Here is a 21057-nt window from a genome sequence, read left to right on the forward strand (position 1 = left end):
ATTTCATAAGAAAGGTGGAAGTTAAATGAACATATCGCAAAAATCTATTAGTGCTATTCGTGCATTAGGAATAGATGCTATAAATAAGTCTAAGTCTGGCCATCCAGGGGTTGTGTTAGGAGCAGCCCCAATGGCATACTCCTTATTTACAAACCATATGAATATTAATCCAAAGAACAGCAATTGGTTTAACAGAGATAGATTTGTTTTAGCTGCTGGACATGGATCAATGCTTTTATACGGAATGCTACATTTATGTGGTTATGATGTATCAATGGAGGACCTTAAGAACTTCCGTCAATGGGGTTCTAAGACTCCTGGGCATCCAGAATTTAAACATACAGATGGAGTTGATGCTACTAGCGGACCATTAGGACAAGGTATCCCTATGGCAGCAGGTATGGCTTTGGCATCAAGCATTTTAGCTAAGAGATACAATAAGGAAAATTTCAAGGTTATAGACCATATGAACTACGCTATTTGCGGAGATGGAGATTTAATGGAAGGGGTAACTTCTGAGGCATCTTCATTAGCAGGAAAATTACAGCTTGGTAATTTGGTAGTTTTATATGATTCAAATGACATATGTCTAGATGGAGATTTATCAAAAACTTTTAAAGACGATGTTTTAAAGAGATATGAGTCTTATGGATGGCATGTTCAAAAGGTTGAAGATGGAACTGATATAGTTGCCATTTCAAAAGCTATTGAAGAAGCTAAAAAAGAAACAGAGAGACCATCAATCATAGAAATAAAAACTATAATTGGACATGGTTCTGCTAAGCAAGGTACTTGTGACGTACATGGTGCACCATTAGGTGAAGAAGACGGAAAATTTGCTAAAGCATCATACGGATGGGGTTATGAGCCTTTCTTTGTTCCTGATGAAGTATATGCTGATTTTAAAGAAAAAGTTGCAGATAAAGGTGCTTCTGTAAACAAAGCATGGGGCGAAATGTTAGCAGAATATAAAAAAGAATATCCAGAACTAGCTGCTGAATTAGAAACTGTTATGAGCGGTGACTTACTTGTTGATTTAGAAGCAGTTATGCCAAAATATGAAGTTGGACATAGTGATGCAACACGTAACACAAATAATGAAGCAATTAATGCTATCGCTAAAGCGCTACCAAACTTCCTTGGAGGTTCTGCAGATTTATCACATTCAAATAAAACAAATATAAAGAATACAAGTGATTATTCAAAGGAAACACCAGATGGAAGAAATATAAACTTTGGTGTTCGTGAATTTGCTATGGCATCTATGTTAAATGGTATGGCACTTCATGGTGGTTTAAAAGTATTCGGAGGAACTTTCTTCGTATTTAGTGATTACTTAAAACCAGCTGTACGTATGGCAGCTATAATGGGCTTGCCAGTAACTTATGTATTAACTCACGATTCTATTGCTGTAGGTGAAGATGGACCAACTCACGAACCTATCGAGCAATTAGCAACACTTAGAGCACTTCCAAATATGGTTACTTATAGACCAGCAGATGCTACAGAAACTGCAGCTGCTTGGAGACTAGCTGTAGAATCTAAAGACCACCCAACTGCATTAGTATTAACAAGACAAAACGTTACTACTATGGCAGGAACTAATTATGAAGGTGTTAAAAAAGGTGGCTATATAGTAAGTGAAGCTTCAGGAGAATTAGATGGTATTTTGATAGCTTCTGGTTCAGAAGTAAATCTTGCAGTAACAGCTCAAAAAGCTTTAGAAGCAGAAGGAATCTACACAAGAGTAGTAAGTATGCCTAGTATGGAAAGCTTTGATAAACAATCAAGTGAATACAAAGAAGCTGTGTTACCAAGAAACACAAGAAAGAGACTAGCTATAGAAATGGGAGCATCTTTAGGCTGGGATAGATATACTGGTCTTGATGGAAAAGTACTTGCTATAGATAAGTTTGGAGCTTCAGCACCAGCAGAAAAGGTTATTGCTGAATATGGTTTCACTGTAGAAAATGTAGTAGGACTATATAAAACTTTATAATTTAGTGAAATCAAATATATATGTTTCAATTAAAGTTTTTACATAGAACTTATTGATGCTTTAAAAATCATATAAGCTATTGCTGAAATTTTAATAATGAAACACTGAAAAAGTCTGCAGGATAAACCTTGCAGACTTTTGTTTTGAACATTATGGTAAATGGATTTGAAAGCTTCTATGGTAAGATTGCGTCTTGAATGCTAACTAAAGCTTCCCCAAATCTTTGATAATGAACGATTTCTCTTTCTCTTAAGAATTTTAAAGCATCTTTAACATCTGGATCATCGGTTTGAAGAATTAATCTATCATATGCAGCTCTTGCTTTAGCTTCAGCTGCTAAATCTTCATTTAAATCAGCTATTGGATCACCAGTAGCTTGAATATAAGTTGCGGTCCAAGGCACACCATTGGAATCAGCAGGATAGCACGCTTTTCCATGTACTGAGTAATTTGTATCTAATCCAGCAGCTTTTAATTCTCTTATGCTAGCACCTTTTGTAAGCTGATATAACATTGTACAAATCATTTCATAATGAGCTAATTCTTCTGTACCAATATCTGTTAATAAACCTTTAGTCTTTCCAGTAGGCATTGTATATCTTTGGCTTAAATATCTTAAAGAAGCACTAAGTTCTCCGTCAGGTCCTCCAAGCTGAGTTAATAAAGCCTTAGTAAATCTTAAATCCGGTTTTGATATTCTTACAGGCATTTCTAATCTTTTTTCGTAGTACCACATTTTTTTATCCTCCGTTTATATTAATTAAAATCTTTTTCCCATGGCCAAGGTGAAGAAATCCATTGTTCCCAATCTTCTGCACTTTGAAGACCAAAGTTTGTTAGCGGACCAAATTTTTTTTCATATTCTTCACGAAGTTTAGCTAGCTCTCTACTATATTGATTTAATTCATCAAGGGCTTCTTCACTATCTACGTGTGTATCTAAATACAGATTTAAGTCTACTAAATAGAAACCAACGTCATATATTTTATCTAACAATTCCTTGCGTTCCACTTTTTATTCCCCCTCGTAGCATATCTAATAAATCTTGCGTTTCTTAAATTTTTATATATTAAAGTCGAAGACTACATTAATTAAAATAGATTTCATTATAAGCAAATTAATTATTTATAATGGAAAAATATTTTAATTTAATCTAGAGTAATTGTATTGATTTTGGTTTATCTAGAGCTTTAAAAATAGTTCCTCTTTTAAGAGCTGTTTTAAGATCATACAAGTCTCTAAAAGGTTGATATTTTACATATGCCTTTCCATAATCTAATTCTTTAGCTGTTTTCTTTGGCAAATTATCCATAAAGCAATCCTCCTTAGTACGTTATATTAATTGAAGGTCGTACAGAATATATTATGTTTTTACAAAGAGTATTGTTACTTATTAGCTAATGATAGTGTTTAGTAAATGATATAGTTAGATAGACTAATGTAGTGTAAAATGAAGTTAGAATCAAATTTATACAAAAGAGGAGAGAAAATATGAAAAAGATTATCAAAATAGTACTACCAATAATAATGATTATTATTTTGAGTTTTGCACTTTATTATCTCTTATTGCCAGCAGCAACAATTCACTCAGTAAGTACTGCTATTTTTATCCTATTTATTCTTGTTATAGTTTTGATAGCATCGGTAACAGCTGAAATGATAAGAAAGTCATCTAGAACTGAGAAGGTTATTAATAATGTGAAAGTATCTGTTGGAAAAAGTGTAGGTGGTAGCAGTATATCGGTTAGTAGTATATCTGCTTTAGCGTTTCTCATTGTAATTATAATTTTAATTGGAGGATTAATTTCTTCTGCAAGAATTTTTAATGCAAAAGCTTATCAAAGTTTACTAACAGTTAATGAAGGAGACTTTTTAAAAGACGTACAATCAATTTCCTATGATATGATTCCTGCTCTAGATAAGGACTCATCAGCTAAGCTTGGCGAGCGTAAAATGGGTGAGATGTCTGATTTAGTATCTCAATTTGAGGTGACAGACATGTATACACAAATAAATTATAAGGGCAGACCTGTAAGAGTTACACCTCTTAGATATGGCGGTTTTTTTAAATGGTTAAATAATAAAGAAGTTGGAATTGCTGCCTATATAATGGTAGATATGGTATCACAAGAAGTGACATGTGTAAGACTTAATGAAGGGATTAAATATTCTCCATCAGAATTTTTTAGTAGAGATTTAAAAAGATATATAAGGTTTAAATACCCAGATATGATTTTTGATGAACCAGAGTTTGAAATTGATGAAAATGGAGACCCGTTTTGGATAATATCGCATGTAAATACGTCCATTGGGCTATATGGAGGAAAAGATATAGCTGGAGCTGTAATTTTAAATGCTGTAACAGGGGAAACAGCTTATTATAAATTAGATGAAATACCAACTTGGGTAGATAGAGTATATAACTCAGAAAGAATTATAAATCAATATAATGATTATGGTTCTTTAACTCATGGATTTTGGAATTCTATATTTGGTCAACGAGATGTAAAAAATACTACTGAAGGATATAATTATATTGCCTTAAATGATGATGTATATATGTACACTGGTGTTACTTCAGTGGGTAAAGATGAGTCTAATATAGGATTTATATTAGTTAATCAAAGGACAAAGGAAACTAAGTTCTATAATATATCTGGAGCTGAAGAATATTCAGGTATGGCTTCAGCAGAAGGGTTGGTTCAACAATTTGGATATAAGGCTACCTTTCCTTTATTGCTTAATATAGACAATCAACCAACTTATTTTATGGCTCTTAAAGACGAAGCAGGGCTTGTTAAGCAATATGCAATGGTAAATATAAATCAATATCAAATTGGGGCCATTGGTGATACTATTGCTGAGTGTGAAAAAGCATATATTTCCGCTATTTCTAAGAATGGTATTGCTGGTAATAGAAATAACGAAACTGAGGTAGTAAAAGGAACTATAGCAGAAATAAGAACTACAGTAATTGAAGGAAACTCATACTATTTTATTGTTTTATCTAATAGTGATAGAGTATTTGTAATATCCTCTGAAAAAGATAGAAGTGTAGTAATGCTAAATCCTAAAGATAATGTAGAAATAACATACAATCCTTCAGATAGTTCCATTATAGATGTTATAGAAATTTCAAAAGAATAGATTTTAAAAGAATAGATTTGAAAAGTATAGTAATACTTTACTTTAAAAGATCAACTAAATAATTTGGATTATACCTACCTAGGGATAAGTTGTAATGTAGCTAAAATAAAAATGAAAGTATAAATTCATTTAAAGTACATAAGCTAGTTTTATAGGATTAACTCTAAGAAAAAAATAGAATACGAGATGGTGCAGCTATGAAAGATAATAATATTCAGAATAAGTATAAAAACTTTATGCAATTTTTAGAGCTCGTTTCTGCTAATGAATTGAACTATTTTATTTTAGATTCAAAATTTAAAGAAGGATTTAATCAAAGGATGAAGGGGTTAAGTAGAGAAGTTAAAGAAGCCTTTGATGGAGAGTTAAGAATAGTTTTTAATACTAATGATGAAGTAGCAATAATAGATTCAACAGTGTTGTCTACTTATATAGCTGATCTTTATAGACGGTCAATGGAAGCTAAATATAAAGGTAATAGGATTGATGAGATAATAAAAAAAACTTGTGATAGTGGAGAAATGGTTAAGACGTCTTTTTTAAAGGTATCCTATAGAAGTTTATATGAGAGTTTTGATAGTGTCTACAAGGAGATAGCTTATAGAAAGCAACATCTTGAGAATAATAAAAAGTATTTTGGAGTAGAAAATTATAAAAAGTCAGATGCAGCAATTGTAATTTTAACTTTGATGGTTTTAGAAGACATATCAAAATATATTTCTGTGAAAAGAAACGTGCTTATGGATGTAATAAAGGAAGTAGTGGATTACTAATAAAATTGGTAAATTAATATCAAGAACTATATATAAGTGAAGAAAGGTAGAGTTTGTTAAATAGGATCTGTTTCAGTTAACAAGCTCTACCTATGTTTCTAAACGGCATAAACTATATCAAATTGAATATAACTAATTATGATAAATAAATTGTATTAGAATATAATTAGCTAGTTTTTTAATAAAAAAAATATAGGGTTTTCAAAAAAAATAACTATTTTTTTATACATTATATTTTTTGATTCGACAAAAATGTAAATACTTAATATACCATAAAAAACAGTAAAAATACTTGTATGTAAATTAGTGTTATCAGAATGGGTAGTTTCTAAGATATAATGTCGCAGTAAGTCATACGATTATACGATCAAAAAACAACAAAACGACAATTTATACTTATTCATTGTGATAATATTAAAGCATAATATTTGTGAAATTAATTTCACAATGGGGGGTTGCTTGTGGAAATTGTACAAACATTGAGTAAAAGTCATATGGAAGGCACAATTGAATATGCTTACCAATACAATTTAATAAGAAATACTATTGAAATTGAAGTTTGTGGAAAAAATATTGAGGTTCAAGGATATGGTATAAAAGCTATTAGAACCCATTCCAATAGTGAAGGAGTAGTATTTCAAGAAGAAGATCTAGTTAAAATAATCAGTCCTCAAAGACATAAGGTACAAAGCTTACTTAAGCTACTTTGGGACAACGTTGTATCACCAGTCCATTTAATAGATGTTTTAGGTGAATACATAGATGAATTTATAGGTGATTTTGATCAAGTAGATCTAGAAAATGTAGCAACAAATTAATGTAAATAGTATTATATATAAGATGAATTCGTATCTTCTAAGGGTGCGATTTCATCTCTTTTTTTGCGTTAAAATTAATAATTAAAAGCGTTTCTATTTAGTTTATAAAAGTTGTTATATAAATAAGGTGTGCTAGTTAATTGAGTAATCATATATATATTTTATATCATATTTAGAATACTTTGATAATAATAATAACTTGAAGCTATTTATTTTTGGAGGTCTTGGTGAAATATATAAAGGTTATACTTATAGTATTAACTGTTCTTGTGATTATAGCAGGTTCAGGATTAGCTTTGTACAAGTATATGGATACCCCAAAAACAAATGAAGAAGTATTAGATTATTTAAAAGATATAGATGGATACAGTTCTGATGTTACCATGGAGTATAAAAATTCCAGACAAACAAGTAAAGATAAATGTAAACAATTTTATTTAAAGAATTATGGATATAGGGTTGAAATCAATGGTGAAAGAGTATTATTATTTAATAAAGAAAAGTTAATAGTGAATAATTTAAAAACTGGACATAGTTTTGAGACTTCTAAGGAATTTGATGAAATATATAGATATACTTTTTTTAAAGATTTTATAAACTTGCTTTATACGGAACAGGAAATAAGGACATCCATAGTTAAGGAAGGAACTAAAGAATACATAAAACTTTCCTTGATTATGCTTAGGAATAATAACAATATTAATAGTGGAGATTTATTTATTGATAATGATTCTTTAGTGCCATATAAGCTAGTTATTTATAATAATAAAGGTGAAATAACATTAACTGCAAAATATGATAATTTTGTTATAAATAAAGAAGTGGACAAAAACTTGTTTATAGTTGGAAGGTAGGATGAACATGTTTAAACATATCAGACCAGTTTGGGCAGAGATAAATTTAGATAATTTAGCTCATAATATGAGAGAGATAAAGAAAATAACAAGAGCAAAGGATATTATTGCTGTAGTTAAGGCTGATGGATATGGTCATGGAGCTATTGATACTAGTAAGATACTTTTAGAGAATGGTGCTACAGCTTTAGCTGTAGCTGTAATAAGTGAGGCTGTAGAGCTAAGACGCAATGGTATAAAATGTCCTATAATGATACTTGGATATACTCCAACTATCTATGGAGATAGCCTTGTTAAATATGACATATCTCCTACTGTTTTTACTTATGAATATGCTAAGGAACTTTCTGATATTGCTAAGGCGGAAGATAAAATAATAAAAATACAGGTAGCTTTAGATACTGGTATGGGGAGAATTGGATTTATGCCTGATAAAAATAGTGTAGAAGAGGTATATAAAATCTCCAAGTTACCTAATATATCGATAGAGGGTATTTTTTCACACTTCTCAACTTCAGATGAAGCTAATAAGAAATTTACCTTAGAACAGTTAAAAAAATATGAAGATTTTATTCATAACCTAGAAGAAAGAGGCATAAATATTAAAATAAGACATATTGCAAATAGCGCTGCAATAATAGACTTAAAGGATACGCATTTTGAAGCAGTACGCTCAGGGATAATAATGTATGGCTACTATCCTTCAAAGGAGGTCAATGTATCAAAACTGTTGCTAAAACCCGTTATGACTCTAAAGACAAACATAATACACGTAAAAAAGTTACCCAAAGATTATTCAATTAGTTATGGAAGAACCTACAAAACACAAAAAGAAGAGATAATAGCAACACTGCCAGTAGGTTATGCTGATGGTTATACTCGTCAGCTATCAGATAAAGCACAAGTAATAATCAATGGGAAATTAGCTCCAGTAGTTGGGAGAATTTGCATGGACCAATGTATGGTTAATGTCACAGATATTGATGATGTTAAGATTGGCGATGAAGTCATACTAATGGGACAGTGTGATAATGTGAAAATGGATGCTGACGACATAGCAGGACTCTTAGAAACTATAAATTATGAAGTGGTATGCATGATAGGGAAACGTGTTCCACGAGTATACATACAAGATAATAAAGTCATAAAAATAAGGAATTATGTATAGTTAGAATTATTTAAGGACAGTATTAACATATAAAGAGTTTTAATTACACAAGGATTTTTTTAAATAATATAGCTATACATGGTTACTGTAGGGTTAGTAGGAGGTAGTGATTGTAATGTTGGAATCTAAAAATATGGTGGTAGACCTCACTGAAATACTTTTTGAAGAAGTTGAAAAAACTTTGGAATATGATGGAAAAAAGAAAACGGAATTTATAAAGGAAGCAATAATACATTATATTAATGAGAAGAAAAGACTAGCAACAATAGAAGAAATGAAAAAAGGTTATATTGAAATGGCTAGACTAAATATGGAATTTGCAGAGTTAGGAATTCAAGGTGAACTCACAGGATTAATAGATTATGAAGTAAGTCTTTCGGAGAGTGAGATACGAGATGACAATGGTAGTGAAAAGAGGAGATATATATTATGCTGACTTGAGCCCAGTTGTCGGATCAGAACAAGGGGGTATCCGTCCGGTTCTCATTATTCAAAATGACGTAGGCAATAAATATAGCCCTACAGTAATCGTTGCAGCAATAACTTCGCAAATTAACAAAGCGAAACTTCCTACACATGTTGAAATTTCGTCTGAAGAATATGGCCTCAACAAGGACTCAGTAGTTTTGTTAGAACAAGTAAGAACGCTAGATAAGAAAAGGCTAAAAGAAAAAATCGGTCATATGTCAGATGTTGATATGAAAAAAGTCGACGAGGCAATAGTGGTAAGTATGTCTCTAGTATGAAGAAAGAGGATGTCTCAAAATGATTGAAGAATTAGTTTGAGAGGCATCCTCTTTTATATTAATAATTGTTAAAAACAGCTTTATCTTAAAGTTGTTTTTTTATGTTCTTATGGGTATTAGTTTCTATTAATAAATCTATAATTTAGCTACTCTAACTGGTTTATATAAATGTATGAAAAATGTTGATAAATAAAAAATTATTTATATTTTAAAATATATTATATTTAAAGAAACTATAAAGATCTAATTGCAAACGTATAAGCAGATAAAAAAAACCTAGTGTTGTAAGAGTTATGATATATATGATAGAATAAGTAATGTGCTACACTATATTTAAATGTGTTACACAATAAACGTTATTATGGGAAAAAACTAATAAGAAATCGATAAAAATTTTAACTATAAAGTTTGGATATAATAACGGTTTTATGTTAATATAAACGTATTGGTAAAATAATTTCCCAAAATTAAATTACGAAAATTCAGGAGGTAAAATTCATGTCTTACAATACTAATGAGCTTAAGGCAATCTCAACAAATGTAAGAAAAGATATCGTGACTATGATTACTGAATCAAAATCAGGTCATCCAGGTGGATCACTTTCAATAGCAGATATAATGACAACATTATATTTTGCTGAAATGAATGTAGACCCTAAAAATCCAAAGGATGAAAACAGAGATAGATTTGTTTTATCAAAGGGTCACGCAGCACCAGTACTATATTCAGTACTTGCTGAAAAAGGATATTTCCCAAAAGAAGAACTTATGAAGCTTAGAAAGATTGATTCAATACTACAAGGTCATCCAAATATGAACTATGTTCCAGGTGTTGATATGTCAACGGGTTCATTAGGGCAAGGTATTTCTACAGCTGTAGGTATGGCTTTAGCTGGTAAACTTGATAACAAAGAATACAGAGTTTATACAGTATTAGGTGATGGAGAACTTGAAGAAGGTCAAGTTTGGGAAGCAGCAATGTGTGCAGCTCAATATAAATTAGATAATTTAACTGCTTTTGTTGATTATAATAAATTGCAAATAGATGGTAATCTTTGGGATGTTGTATCTCCTGAACCAATCGCTGATAAATTTGTTGCTTTCAATTGGCATGTTATTGCTATTGATGGTCATGATTTTGATGCAATAAAGAATGCTCTTGAAGAAGCTAAAAATACAAAAGGTAAGCCAACAGTTATCGTTGCAAACACAATAAAAGGTAAGGGTGTTTCATTTATGGAAAACCAATGTGCATGGCACGGTACTGCACCAAGCGCACAACAATGTAGTGATGCTTTAGCTGAACTTGGAGGTGAAAATTAATGGGTAAGATAGCAACTAGAGAAGCATATGGTAAAGCTTTAGCAGAATTAGGTAAAGTAAATAGTAATGTAGTTGTATTAGATGCCGATTTATCAAAATCAACTAAAACAGCTGATTTTAAAAAGGAATGCCCTGATAGATTCATAAACATCGGTATTGCAGAAGGTAACATGATGAGTGTTGCTGCTGGACTTGCAGCTTGTGGTAAAACCGTTTTTGCAAGTACTTTTGCTATGTTCGCTGCAGGAAGAGCTTTTGAGCAAATAAGAAACTCAATAGGATATCCTCACCTAAATGTTAAGATTTGTGCTACTCATGCGGGCTTAACTGTAGGAGAAGATGGAGCTTCACACCAATCTATTGAAGATTTAGCACTTATGAGAACTATACCAGGTATGGTAGTATTATCACCAAGTGATGGTGTAGAAACAGAAGCAGCTATAAAGGCAGTAGCTGAATATCAAGGACCATGCTACGTAAGACTTGGTAGAATGGCTGTTAACACTATAAATGATTTTGAAGGTTATAAATTTGAAATTGGAAAGGCTGTTACATTAAAAGAAGGAACAGATGCTACTATAATTGCAACAGGAATAATGGTAGATGCTGCTTTAGAAGCTTATGAAAAGCTTAAAGAAGAAGGTATTAATGTAAGAGTATTAAATATACATACAATCAAACCAATTGATTCAGAAGCTATAATAAAAGCTGCAAAAGAGACTGGATTAATTGTAACTGCTGAAGAACATACTGTTTTAGGCGGTCTTGGATCAGCAGTAGCAGAAGTTGTAGCAGAAAATCATCCTGTAATGGTTAAAAAGGTAGGAATAAAAGATACTTTCGGAGAAAGTGGTACTCCTGATAAGTTGATTATTAAGTACGGATTAACTAGCAAGGAAATCATTGATGCAGTAAAAGCTGGAATAGCTAGCAAATAGTTTGGATGATTTGCAATTAAATATTACAAAAACAATAAGAAAATATGCAGTAGTATCTCCTAAAGTTAATTTTAGGAGATACTACTGCTTTTTTAGTTTATTGAAAAAGTTATTGCAAATAATAATATTAGATTTATATTTTACAAGGAGGAAATTCAAAGTGAATGATAAGATAAAAAAACAAACGATGAGAATTCTTAAAACTATTATAGGAGTAATAATTGTATCAATATCGATTAAGTTTTTTTTAGCTCCAAATAAAATTGCTGCAGGTGGAATCTCTGGTATAGCAATTATTTTAAATAATTTTTTCAGTAATATTCCAGTAGGAGCTTTTATGCTTGTTATGGATATGGGGTTATTCTTAATAGCATTTATTATATTGGGAAAGAATTTTGGTGGAATTTCTCTTTTTGCAAGTATATCTTTAGCTGGTTTTACGTGGGTTTTAGATTATATTTTTCCGTATAATGTTGCACTTACAAATGATCTTTTGTTAGCGACTATTTTTGGTACTATTATTTCTGGAATTGGTATGGGGATTGTGTTCAATCAAAATGCTTCAACAGGTGGAACTGATATCATTGCCAAGATAATAAACAAGTATTTGCACATAGATATGGGAAAATCTTTACTGATGGTGGATTTGATAGTAACTATCGTAGCGGGGATAACCTTAGGATTTGATCAAGGGTTAGTTGCTGTTTTAGGGGTTATATTAAATGGATCTATAATAGATAAAACAATAGAAGGACTAAATATCTCTAAACAAATAATAATAGTGAGTAAAGAAAAAATTAAAATAAAGGAGTTTATTTTAAAGGATTTAGATAGAGGTTGCACCATTATATCAGCCAAAGGTGGTTATACTGGAAAAGAAACAGAATTAATCTATACTGTTTTGGGGAGAAAAGAATTGATAAAGTTAAAGGAATATGTAAGAGAGATAGATAGATACGCTTTTATCAACGTATCAGATTCTCATGAAGTATTAGGAGAAGGGTTTAAAAATCTTTTAGAAGAATAATTTAAGGATATTAGATTTTAAGGTATTATTATTGCACAACTTCATTAATAAGCCAGTACTAAGTGAGATTTGAAAAATATACTTAGTTGACTATGGAAAATTATCATGTAATAATATATACTTATATAGGAGTATCAGAGGAGTATCATATGACAATAAAGTATTAATCTGGGAAAAAATTTTAATTTTTTGTTGTTATGTGTTATAATCAATGAAAAAACGAATAAGGAGTTGTGCAAATGATAGAGTTTAAGAATGTTTCAAAGATTTACGGGAATAATGCACCTGCTTTATCGAATATAAATTTAAAGATTGAAAAGGGCGAGTTTGTATTTTTAGTAGGACCCAGTGGAGCCGGAAAATCTACATTTATAAAACTTTTAATGAAAGAAATTAATCCAACTAGTGGAAAGTTGATTTTTAATAATGAAGATATAACAAATATTATTCATAAGGAAATTCCTTATCATAGAAGAAAGATTGGAATGGTATTCCAAGACTTTAGGTTAATTCCTACGCTAAATGTTTATGAAAATGTTGCTTTTGCTATGAGAGTTGTAGAGGCTAGTGAAAGAGAAATTAAGAAAAAAGTACCTGTAGCGTTAGGGCTAGTAGGTTTGAATAAAAAGTATAAGAGCTATCCAGGAGAACTTTCTGGTGGTGAACAGCAAAGAATAGCCATAGCAAGAGCTATTGTTAATAATCCATCAGTAATAATTGCTGACGAACCAACTGGAAACTTAGATCCTCAAACAGCTATTGAGATTATGGAACTGCTTAAGGATATTAATAAGGGTGGTACTACAATCCTTATGGCGACTCACGCAAAGGATATAGTTGACTCTATGAAAAAAAGAGTTATAGCTATTGAAAAAGGAAAAATAGCAAGAGACGAACAAAGGGGTATGTATAGCAATGAAGAATAATTCTATAAAATTATTTTGTAACGATGCATTAAGAAGTCTTAGAAGAAATAGAACATTAACAATAGCATCTATATTAACTGTTGCATTGACATTAGTTATATTAGGATGTTTTATGGTTATTTCTAGAACAGTGGACAAGGCGTTTGTTGGACTTCAAGGTAAATTAGATATTCAAGTTTATTTGAAGACTGATATAACAGAAGCGCAGCAAAGTAGTATTAAATCTAAAATTGAAGATATAGAAGGAATAAAAGAGATTACCTACATATCTAAAGACGAAGCTTATAAAAAAATGGAAGAGATGATGGGTAACAGTAAAGATATGTTGATAGGTCTTGAAGATGCAGATGTATTTCCAGCCTCTTTTTCTGTAAATGTTGGTAGTACAGAGCAACTTAATGAACTAAAAGATGCTGTTGCTGACATGGATGGAGTGGAATCCATTAAAGAAGGCGATGATACTGTAGGTAAGTTTGAAAGCTTTAAGAAGGTTACTATGTGGATCTTGTTAGGCTTGTCAGTTGTCTTATTTGCTGTTTCTTTATTCTTAATCGCTAATACTATAAAGCTTACGGTTTTTTCTAGAAGAAGAGAAATCGCTATAATGAAAAATATTGGAGCTACTGACTGGTTTATAAGATGGCCATTTTTAATTGAAGGAATGATACTTGGCTTTTTAGGAGATATCATTTCTGTAATAATCTTATTTGCTGGATATTCTGTTTTATACAATAAAGTATCAAGTGCTGTTTTAGCAGGAGCTTTAATAGAACCAACATATATACTAACCAATATTTTACCTATATTCACTTTATTTGGTATAGCTTTAGGAGCTGTTGCAAGTATCATATCAATGAGGAAATTCTTACACGTATAGTGTTTTTCAGAAGGTGTAAGTGTTAAAAGGACTGTCTCATGCATGTAAAATGAGACAGTTTTTCTTTTTTACGGTTTTGTTTAATAAAATCAGGTATAGGGAAGTTGATTACATGAAGAAAAAAGTTTATACATTTACAAAGGAACACACATCAATTGCAAAAGGGGTTGCAATTGTACTAATGATAATACATCACCTTTTTAGAGTTCCTGAGAGAATTCAAAATGTATCATATATATCGGTGGTGCCTTTTTGGAAGATTAATTTTGAATATTGGTTTGCTGACTTTGGAAAGATATGTGTTGCTATCTATTTTCTTTTGAGTGGATATGGTTTGTATGTAATATATACAAAAAAGCAGCAATTCACATTTAAGGATTCAATTCAAAGAGTATTTAATTTCTTAATTAATTATTGGGTTGTATTTGTTATATTCATACCAGTTGGATTAATTTGGTTTGAAAGTAACTCTAGATATCATTGGGATCTAAAGATATTCTTGGAAAATTTCTTTATTTTGAGGAATAGCTATAGTGATGAGTGGTGGGTTGTTAAAGTATATATAGAATTAGTATTAATCTTCCCTATAGTAAAGTATATAGTGAAGAAAAGCACTATAGGTTCATTTGTCTTAAGTTTGTTTTTATATTTTGTATCGATATATCCAAGTTTATTAAACAATATTATTTTCCAACCACTTCATATAAAAAATGAGCTATTGATTGCGGATATAACGAATTTAATGTATTGGCAAATTGTATTCTGTACAGGGGCATTGATAGCAAAATTGGATTTCTTTAAGGCTGCAAATAAGTTTTTAGATAGAATAAGGATCAGTAACAAGTTTATTTGCATTATAGGAATTTTAATTATTGCATTTATTAGGATAGTTGTTTCAAGGGAATTTATTTTAATTGGAAGAGCTTATTCTACCTACATTGATTTTATAATAGCACCATTTTTTATATTATTTTGTACTAATTTGATTTTCAGTACGAAGTTTAAGAAGGTATTTCTTGTTTTAGGAAAGCACTCAACAAATATTTGGCTTACACATACCTTCTTTGCTTATCATTATTATCAAAAGCTTGTTTTTATGCCTAAGTTGTCAGTGTTGATTGTAATTTGGTTATTAATTTTATCTTTAGCTTCTTCGATAGTAATTAACTATATAATAGCAGGATTTTATAATCTCGGGTCAATGGTAGAGAGTGTAAGTAAGAGAAAGTCTATATATGAACAATAGGTAAGATTATAGGAGTTGCTGTAGAAAATTACATACAATAACTTCTATTTTTGTTCATATTAAGAACTTTTAGAAGTATGCTTAAACAAAAATATAATCTTTCACTTGGATACAACATACACTTAAATGATATAATAATAGAATAGCTAGAATATATATGAGTTAATACATAAAGTTCAATTTATCTGTTAATTTCTATAGTTAAAGGATAGTTTAAGTATCATAAAAATTAAATCGATTTCAATAAATAATATAGAACTGGGGTGAAAAAATGAAGAATAGAAAAATTAAATCTTTAGTAATTGCAAGTTTAATAATCACCAATATGTGTACATTTCTAATTGCTATTTATATACCAATAAAGCTGCCTAATGGAACAGTAACTCTTAACGGGAAAGATTATAAGAATTACATAGATTTTCAGCAATTGATTAAAATAAAGAATATAATAGACACTAGATATGCTGGTGATATGGATGAAGAAAAGATGGTTGAAGCATCAATTAAAGCTATGACGTCTGCTCTTAAGGATCCTTATACTACATATATGAACAAAGAAGAATATAAAAAATTTAAAGAACAAACTGAAGGGGTATATACAGGAATTGGTGTAACAATAGCAGCTAATGAAAAGGATGAAATAAAGATTCTTTCTGTTATGGAGGATTCTCCTGCTGAGAAAGCAGGTATTAAAAGCGAAGACATACTTAAAGAAGTTAACGGAATTACAGTTACATATACAGAAAAAAGCCAAGCGATTGAGATTCTGCAGAAGCAAAATGAGGATATCTCAGTTAAGATTATAAGAAATGGTAATGAAGAGCTAAATCTTACTCTTAGAGCATCAAGATTAGAAAGAACTGTTGTAACGAAAGAGATGTTAGAGGATGATATAGGGTACATAACATTAAAAGAATTTGATACAAATTGCTCACAAACCTTTAAAACATATATTAAAGAGCTTTCAGATCAAGGAATGAGAGGACTTATCATTGATTTAAGAGATAATCCAGGAGGACTTCTATCAGAGGTATTAAAAATATCTGATAATTTTGTGGAAAAAGGCGATATTATAACTTATACTGTTGATAAATATGATGACAAGAAAGAATATAAGGCAGAAGATAGTGACGTTTTCAATATGCCGCTGGTATTGCTTGTAAATGGGGGTAGTGCGTCTGCTTCTGAGGTGTTTACAGGAGTAATAAAGGATTATGGAAAAGGAATCATAGTTGGAACAACGACTTTTGGTAAAGGTATTGTACAATCAATATATGAAACTGAGGGAGATACTGCTATTAAGATTACCACTTCAAAATATTATACGCCAAATGGAATAAACATACACAAGATAGGTATAAAACCAGACGTGGAAGTGGAATATCCAAAGGAGCTTATGGCAAAAGAGTATAATAGAAATGAAGATCCTCAGTTCATTAAAGGATTAGAGATTTTGAAAACAAAGATTAAGTGATAGTAAAGAGGAGTTTTTAGTTATTATGAACGTTTTTTTTGAAACATTAACGGCCGTTTCTGGAGCAATAGTTAAGTATCCCTATGCATTAGTGTTAATAGTGATTTCTTTAGTTTTTTTCAAAAGGAATCTTAATATTGTAGCAACCCAGAAGGTTATTATTGGGAATGCTAATAAAGGAGCTATAGAACTTACTGCATCTCAAATGGTCTATGGAATATTTGGCGGTTTATTGGTCAGTCTTATTTTGGCTGCTCTTGGTATAACTTTTTCGGTAGATAGTTATATAGAGCTGATTTTACTTATATCCCTATTATTAATGCTTATAAAACCAAGATTTATATGTTTTTCTTATTCTGGTGCTGTTTTAGGGATAATATCATTAATCGCTAAGGTTTTAGGCTTTGATATTTTTAATTTAAATATAGTGTCATTAGTATCATTAGTTGCAATTCTTCATATTGTAGAGGGAATACTTATAACAATTGATGGTAGTTCAGGAGCGATACCTGTATTCACACATAAGGATAATAATATAATAGGTGGCTTTGCTCTTAAAAGATATTGGGCTATGCCTATAGCATTGATTTTCTTTCAGTCTAATGGAGCTTTTGTTTTTACTCATAAGATAAATGCAATTCCTCAGTGGTGGAGTACTGTAGCTTCAGAACCAATTTCGTTGCTTTCTTTAGCAGTTCTAGGTTTTAGCATATTTTATGGTGCCATAGGATATAATGCAATTACTTTTACCAAAGGTAAAAAAGCTAAAGCTGTTAGTTCCGGAGCATATGTAATTGGATATGGAACAGTGATGCTTATATTAGCTCAAATAAGCAAAAATAATTTCTTTCTTCAAGGGGCACTTCTTATAATAATGCCAGTACTACATGAAGGTATGTTGTTGTATCAATCATTAAAAGAGATAAATGGTAAGCCTAAGTTTGTATCCAATAATGAGGGGATTGTTGTGCTAGATGTAGCAGAAGGTTCACCAGCAAAAAAAATGGGTATTAAAAGTGGAGATGTAATATTAGAGATAAATAATAGAATTATAGAAACAGAAAAGGATATTTTTGAAGCTATTGCAGAAGTAAAAGAAAATATTCTTATAAAGGTAAAAGGTGTCGAAGGTATATTGAGGGAAGCTACCTACAGAAATTATATCGATAAAAAAGGTGTCGGAGTAGTTATAGTTCCTAAAAGTGTTGGCGAAGAAAATATGATGGCATTTAATAAGAATACTTTTAAAGATACATTAGATAAAATGATGAAGAAATAGGACATTTTAAAACACTTAATTAAGCGAAAGTTATCTTTGGCTTAGATTAAGTGTTTTTTATTTTACTCATATTTTTCAGGGTTTTATCATAATAAATAGTTGTAGGCAATATGTGTAAGGAGGGGCCATGGAAGAAAATAGAGATTTACCAATACAAGAAAGAGAAAATGACCCTTTGTTTATTAATGAAGAGGAGGAAGAAGAGCTTTATTCGTCTATTTCATTACTTGATGTAATTAATGATGGATTTGAAAGCGTTGATAAACAGTTAAAGCTACTGATGAGAGAATTTAATAGCAAGCTTAAATATGATGTAAAGAAAGATGAACAAATAGACAAATTATATAAGGAACTGAGAGGGTATAGGGAGAATCTCTTGATAAAATCCATAACCCCGATGATAGAGGATATGATTTTTGAAATTGAAGCTAATAAAAAAAGAGTACAGCAACTAAAGCGTAAGGAAATATCTGAACTTAGTCCAGAAAAGCTTTTAAAGACCATTGAGGACTATTCAGAGGAAATTAGTAATATTTTATATAGACAAGGTATAGAAAGCTATGAAAGCCTAGGAAAAATTTTTGATGGTAATATTCATACTATCAATAAGCTAGTGGAAATTAATGATAAGTTAATGCACAATACCATTGCAAAATCCATAAGGCAAGGATATCGATGGGAAAATAAAATACTAAAAAAAGAACTGGTAGATATTTACAAGTATAACAGTTCTGTTGAAGAGAATGGCGTAGAGACAAATTAAAATAATGGAGGAATGATTAATGGATAAGATTTATGGGATTGATTTAGGGACTACATATTCATGCATATCGTATGTGGATGAATTTGGAAAGCCTGTTGTTGTTGCTAATGCTGAAAATGAGAGAACAACCCCTTCTGTCGTTTTCTTTGATGAAGACAAGATTATCGTGGGAAGTGTTGCAAAAGAAAGTGCAAAGTTGTATCCAGATAGAGTTGTATCATTTATCAAGAGAAATATGGGCAACGGAGAATTTGTATTTAAGTATGATGAAGAAAATGAATATAAGCCAGAAGAACTTTCAGCATTTGTTCTAAGAAAGCTTGTAGGAGATGCGGAAGAAGCTCTAGGAGAAGAAATACACGATGTAGTAATAACTTGTCCTGCATATTTCGGTATTAATGAAAGGGAAGCTACAAAAATAGCTGGAGAAATAGCTGGGCTTAATGTTAGACAAATTTTGAATGAACCTACTTCTGCTGCTTTAGCTTATGGCCTTGAAAATGGTGAGGATAAAGTGGTACTTGTTTATGATCTTGGTGGTGGTACTTTTGATATATCGATGATAGACATAAAGCAAGATTCGATAAGAGTTATATGTACTGGCGGAGATCATAACCTAGGTGGTAAAGATTTTGATGATAGAATAATTTGTTATCTTCAAGAACAATTCGTTGAGCAAACTGGAATTAATGAAGATATACTAAGTGACTTGGAAACAGCTCAAGAACTTCAAAATAGCGCTGAGAGAGCTAAAAAGATATTGTCTACGAGAGAAATGGTACCTATTTCTGTTAACTATAATGGAGAGAAAGCTAAAATTAGTTTGACTAGAGAGGTTTTTCAAGACTTAACATATGACTTGTTAGAAAGAACAATGAGTTTAACTCATGAAATGCTAGAAGAGGCTAAAGAGAAAGGTTACTATTCTTTTGATGAAATAGTATTGGTTGGTGGGTCAAGTAGAATGCCTGTTGTAAGAGAGGCGATATATAGAGAATTTAATATAGAACCACGATTGTTTGATCCAGATGAAGCAGTTGCAAAGGGAGCTGCTTTATATGGGAATAAATTATCTATAAATGATGAACTTATAAGAAGAATAGCTGAAGACAGCGGTGAATCTTTTGAGGAAGTAAGAAGTAATCTTGAAGAAAATAATATTGATGATGATATATTAGAGAGAGTTCTTCAAGATATAGCTGATGACACAGGATTTAAGCTTGCAGCAGTTAAAGGGGCTAATATAGAAATTAGCAACGTTGTAAGTAAGAGTTTTGGAGTAGTTGCTATTGATAGTAAGGGAAATGAAATAGTATCTAATTTAATATTTAAGAATTCAACAGTACCATGTGAAGTTACAAAAGGATATGGAACAAATGAAGAAGGACAAGAAAGTGCCCTTATAAGAATAATGGAAAGTGAAGTATCAGAATCAGTAATAGAACTAGAATTAGCTCAGGAGATAGGTGTGGCAGAATTAAGTCTACCACCAGGACTTCCTTATAACTCACCTATATTAATAACATTTACTTTAAATGAGGATGGAAGATTAGAAATGAGGGCCAGAGAAACTCGGGATAATAAGAATGTAGAAATTGCTATAGAGACTACCTGCGTTATTTCTGGAGATGAATTAGTTGAAGCTAAAGAAAGAAGTAAAAATATAATAGTATCATAGAAAGTAACAATGATGGAGGGG

The 21057-nt window shown here is 31.0% G+C and carries 21 protein-coding genes; 18 read left to right on the forward strand and 3 right to left on the reverse strand.

Going from position 1 to position 21057, the window contains the following annotated elements; translation table 11 throughout:
* Positions 1 to 25: 25 nt before the first annotated feature.
* Positions 26 to 1999, forward strand: a complete 1974-nt coding sequence (gene tkt, locus CLOCEL_RS06270) for a transketolase (RefSeq protein WP_010076129.1) — start codon at positions 26 to 28, stop codon at positions 1997 to 1999.
* Between the two features lie 175 nt (positions 2000 to 2174).
* Here the strand turns inward: tkt and CLOCEL_RS06275 are convergent, their stop codons facing one another.
* From CLOCEL_RS06275 to CLOCEL_RS22230, 3 genes are all read right to left on the reverse strand, one after another.
* The gene (locus tag CLOCEL_RS06275; RefSeq protein ID WP_010076128.1) at positions 2175 to 2735 is read right to left on the reverse strand and encodes a manganese catalase family protein; all 561 of its coding nucleotides are present in this window, start codon (positions 2733 to 2735) and stop codon (positions 2175 to 2177) included.
* 20 nt (positions 2736 to 2755) lie between these two features.
* The gene (locus CLOCEL_RS06280) at positions 2756 to 3010 is read right to left on the reverse strand and encodes a spore coat protein CotJB (RefSeq protein WP_010076127.1); all 255 of its coding nucleotides are present in this window, start codon (positions 3008 to 3010) and stop codon (positions 2756 to 2758) included.
* A gap of 142 nt (positions 3011 to 3152) precedes the next feature.
* A complete protein-coding gene (locus tag CLOCEL_RS22230) occupies positions 3153 to 3311 on the reverse strand; it encodes a spore coat associated protein CotJA (protein ID WP_010076126.1) in 159 nt (52 codons plus the stop codon).
* A 179-nt stretch (positions 3312 to 3490) separates the two neighbouring features.
* On the opposite strand from CLOCEL_RS22230, the gene CLOCEL_RS06285 reads away from it, so the two are divergent.
* The 17 genes from CLOCEL_RS06285 (at position 3491) to CLOCEL_RS06365 (ending at position 21036) form a co-directional block, all read left to right on the forward strand.
* Entirely contained in the window at positions 3491 to 5146 is a 1656-nt protein-coding gene (locus CLOCEL_RS06285) for a hypothetical protein (protein ID WP_010076125.1), read from the forward strand.
* 197 nt (positions 5147 to 5343) lie between these two features.
* Positions 5344 to 5919 carry a hypothetical protein gene (locus tag CLOCEL_RS06290; RefSeq protein WP_010076124.1) on the forward strand — a complete coding sequence of 192 codons (576 nt, stop codon included), beginning with the start codon at positions 5344 to 5346 and terminating at the stop codon, positions 5917 to 5919.
* 461 nt (positions 5920 to 6380) lie between these two features.
* Positions 6381 to 6737, forward strand: a complete 357-nt coding sequence (locus tag CLOCEL_RS06295; protein WP_010076123.1) for a DUF6514 family protein — start codon at positions 6381 to 6383, stop codon at positions 6735 to 6737.
* A 227-nt stretch (positions 6738 to 6964) separates the two neighbouring features.
* Entirely contained in the window at positions 6965 to 7591 is a 627-nt protein-coding gene (locus tag CLOCEL_RS06300; RefSeq protein WP_010076122.1) for a germination lipoprotein GerS-related protein, read from the forward strand.
* A 7-nt stretch (positions 7592 to 7598) separates the two neighbouring features.
* Positions 7599 to 8759, forward strand: coding sequence for an alanine racemase (gene alr / locus CLOCEL_RS06305; protein WP_010076121.1), 1161 nt, complete (start codon positions 7599 to 7601; stop codon positions 8757 to 8759).
* 115 nt (positions 8760 to 8874) lie between these two features.
* Positions 8875 to 9195 (forward strand): hypothetical protein, encoded by a 321-nt coding sequence (locus tag CLOCEL_RS06310; RefSeq protein WP_010076120.1) that lies wholly within the window; start codon positions 8875 to 8877, stop codon positions 9193 to 9195.
* Positions 9155 to 9505 (forward strand): type II toxin-antitoxin system PemK/MazF family toxin, encoded by a 351-nt coding sequence (locus CLOCEL_RS06315; RefSeq protein WP_010076119.1) that lies wholly within the window; start codon positions 9155 to 9157, stop codon positions 9503 to 9505. Before CLOCEL_RS06310 ends, CLOCEL_RS06315 begins: the two co-directional genes overlap by 41 nt.
* 498 nt (positions 9506 to 10003) lie before the next feature.
* Positions 10004 to 10828 (forward strand): transketolase, encoded by an 825-nt coding sequence (locus CLOCEL_RS06320; RefSeq protein WP_010076118.1) that lies wholly within the window; start codon positions 10004 to 10006, stop codon positions 10826 to 10828.
* A complete protein-coding gene (locus CLOCEL_RS06325; RefSeq protein WP_010076117.1) occupies positions 10828 to 11766 on the forward strand; it encodes a transketolase family protein in 939 nt (312 codons plus the stop codon). The genes CLOCEL_RS06320 and CLOCEL_RS06325 overlap by 1 nt, the downstream gene beginning before the upstream one ends.
* A gap of 160 nt (positions 11767 to 11926) precedes the next feature.
* Positions 11927 to 12793, forward strand: coding sequence for a YitT family protein (locus CLOCEL_RS06330; RefSeq protein ID WP_010076116.1), 867 nt, complete (start codon positions 11927 to 11929; stop codon positions 12791 to 12793).
* 239 nt (positions 12794 to 13032) lie between these two features.
* Entirely contained in the window at positions 13033 to 13719 is a 687-nt protein-coding gene (ftsE, locus tag CLOCEL_RS06335) for a cell division ATP-binding protein FtsE (RefSeq protein ID WP_010076115.1), read from the forward strand.
* A complete protein-coding gene (gene ftsX, locus CLOCEL_RS06340) occupies positions 13709 to 14596 on the forward strand; it encodes a permease-like cell division protein FtsX (protein WP_010076114.1) in 888 nt (295 codons plus the stop codon). Before ftsE ends, ftsX begins: the two co-directional genes overlap by 11 nt.
* Before the next feature lie 112 nt (positions 14597 to 14708).
* Positions 14709 to 15842: an acyltransferase family protein gene (locus CLOCEL_RS06345; protein WP_010076113.1), complete on the forward strand. Its 1134-nt coding sequence runs from the start codon at positions 14709 to 14711 to the stop codon at positions 15840 to 15842.
* A 271-nt stretch (positions 15843 to 16113) separates the two neighbouring features.
* Positions 16114 to 17316: a S41 family peptidase gene (locus tag CLOCEL_RS06350; RefSeq protein WP_010076112.1), complete on the forward strand. Its 1203-nt coding sequence runs from the start codon at positions 16114 to 16116 to the stop codon at positions 17314 to 17316.
* Positions 17317 to 17341: 25 nt separating this feature from the next.
* On the forward strand, positions 17342 to 18595 hold the full coding sequence (locus CLOCEL_RS06355) for a PDZ domain-containing protein (RefSeq protein WP_010076111.1): 1254 nt from the start codon (positions 17342 to 17344) through the stop codon (positions 18593 to 18595).
* 127 nt (positions 18596 to 18722) lie between these two features.
* Positions 18723 to 19358: a nucleotide exchange factor GrpE gene (grpE, locus tag CLOCEL_RS06360; RefSeq protein ID WP_010076110.1), complete on the forward strand. Its 636-nt coding sequence runs from the start codon at positions 18723 to 18725 to the stop codon at positions 19356 to 19358.
* Positions 19359 to 19377: 19 nt separating this feature from the next.
* Positions 19378 to 21036 (forward strand): Hsp70 family protein, encoded by a 1659-nt coding sequence (locus CLOCEL_RS06365; RefSeq protein ID WP_010076109.1) that lies wholly within the window; start codon positions 19378 to 19380, stop codon positions 21034 to 21036.
* Positions 21037 to 21057: the final 21 nt, after the last annotated feature.

This window comes from Clostridium cellulovorans 743B, assembly GCF_000145275.1.
Classification (GTDB): domain Bacteria; phylum Bacillota; class Clostridia; order Clostridiales; family Clostridiaceae; genus Clostridium_K; species Clostridium_K cellulovorans.

Excerpts from the sequence above, each read along its gene's own strand:
- tkt (WP_010076129.1), top strand. The coding sequence starts at position 26 with ATGAACATATCGCAAAAATCTATTAGTGCTATTCGTGCATTAGGAATA.
- CLOCEL_RS06275 (WP_010076128.1), bottom strand. The coding sequence starts at position 2,735 with ATGTGGTACTACGAAAAAAGATTAGAAATGCCTGTAAGAATATCAAAA.
- CLOCEL_RS22230 (WP_010076126.1), bottom strand. The coding sequence starts at position 3,311 with ATGGATAATTTGCCAAAGAAAACAGCTAAAGAATTAGATTATGGAAAG.
- CLOCEL_RS06285 (WP_010076125.1), top strand. The coding sequence starts at position 3,491 with ATGAAAAAGATTATCAAAATAGTACTACCAATAATAATGATTATTATT.
- CLOCEL_RS06290 (WP_010076124.1), top strand. The coding sequence starts at position 5,344 with ATGAAAGATAATAATATTCAGAATAAGTATAAAAACTTTATGCAATTT.
- alr (WP_010076121.1), top strand. The coding sequence starts at position 7,599 with ATGTTTAAACATATCAGACCAGTTTGGGCAGAGATAAATTTAGATAAT.
- CLOCEL_RS06310 (WP_010076120.1), top strand. The coding sequence starts at position 8,875 with ATGTTGGAATCTAAAAATATGGTGGTAGACCTCACTGAAATACTTTTT.
- CLOCEL_RS06315 (WP_010076119.1), top strand. The coding sequence starts at position 9,155 with ATGACAATGGTAGTGAAAAGAGGAGATATATATTATGCTGACTTGAGC.
- CLOCEL_RS06320 (WP_010076118.1), top strand. The coding sequence starts at position 10,004 with ATGTCTTACAATACTAATGAGCTTAAGGCAATCTCAACAAATGTAAGA.
- CLOCEL_RS06325 (WP_010076117.1), top strand. The coding sequence starts at position 10,828 with ATGGGTAAGATAGCAACTAGAGAAGCATATGGTAAAGCTTTAGCAGAA.
- ftsE (WP_010076115.1), top strand. The coding sequence starts at position 13,033 with ATGATAGAGTTTAAGAATGTTTCAAAGATTTACGGGAATAATGCACCT.
- ftsX (WP_010076114.1), top strand. The coding sequence starts at position 13,709 with ATGAAGAATAATTCTATAAAATTATTTTGTAACGATGCATTAAGAAGT.
- CLOCEL_RS06345 (WP_010076113.1), top strand. The coding sequence starts at position 14,709 with ATGAAGAAAAAAGTTTATACATTTACAAAGGAACACACATCAATTGCA.
- CLOCEL_RS06350 (WP_010076112.1), top strand. The coding sequence starts at position 16,114 with ATGAAGAATAGAAAAATTAAATCTTTAGTAATTGCAAGTTTAATAATC.
- CLOCEL_RS06355 (WP_010076111.1), top strand. The coding sequence starts at position 17,342 with ATGAACGTTTTTTTTGAAACATTAACGGCCGTTTCTGGAGCAATAGTT.
- grpE (WP_010076110.1), top strand. The coding sequence starts at position 18,723 with ATGGAAGAAAATAGAGATTTACCAATACAAGAAAGAGAAAATGACCCT.
- CLOCEL_RS06365 (WP_010076109.1), top strand. The coding sequence starts at position 19,378 with ATGGATAAGATTTATGGGATTGATTTAGGGACTACATATTCATGCATA.